This window comes from Nocardioides malaquae, assembly GCF_015070385.1.
GTDB classification, from domain to species: Bacteria; Actinomycetota; Actinomycetes; order Propionibacteriales; family Nocardioidaceae; genus Nocardioides; species Nocardioides malaquae.
In genome coordinates this window covers 1-260 of the sequence record NZ_JADCSA010000608.1, presented here as the reverse complement: position 1 = coordinate 260, position 260 = coordinate 1, and the positions used below count along the sequence as shown (strand labels likewise).

At 38.1% G+C, this 260-nt stretch carries 1 protein-coding gene; it reads left to right on the top strand.

Translation table 11 applies throughout. The features are described from left to right. Positions 1 to 257 (top strand): hypothetical protein (locus IEQ44_RS17305; protein WP_227487666.1); only part of this gene is annotated, 257 nt, incomplete at its 5' end. Positions 258 to 260: the final 3 nt, after the last annotated feature.

Below are 260 nucleotides of genomic sequence, written 5' to 3'. Positions count from 1 at the left end.
GATATGTCCCGAAGCAAGGCACAGCAAAGAAAATAATAGTTTTTCTTTCTCCTCCATTGAGACTTTCATTTCACATTTCCGATTACGTTGCTTTGCTATTATTTGGTGCAGAAAAGGCTGTTCATCTCCCAATGCTAATCATTACAGAGAACTGTATGATGTTTAGCTCTGCTCGAATAGGGGGAAAAGCCAAACACTTACTGGCAGTAAAAGAATGGATTAAAGGTTGCTTTCTCTGCCTCATTGATTTATTGTAGTTT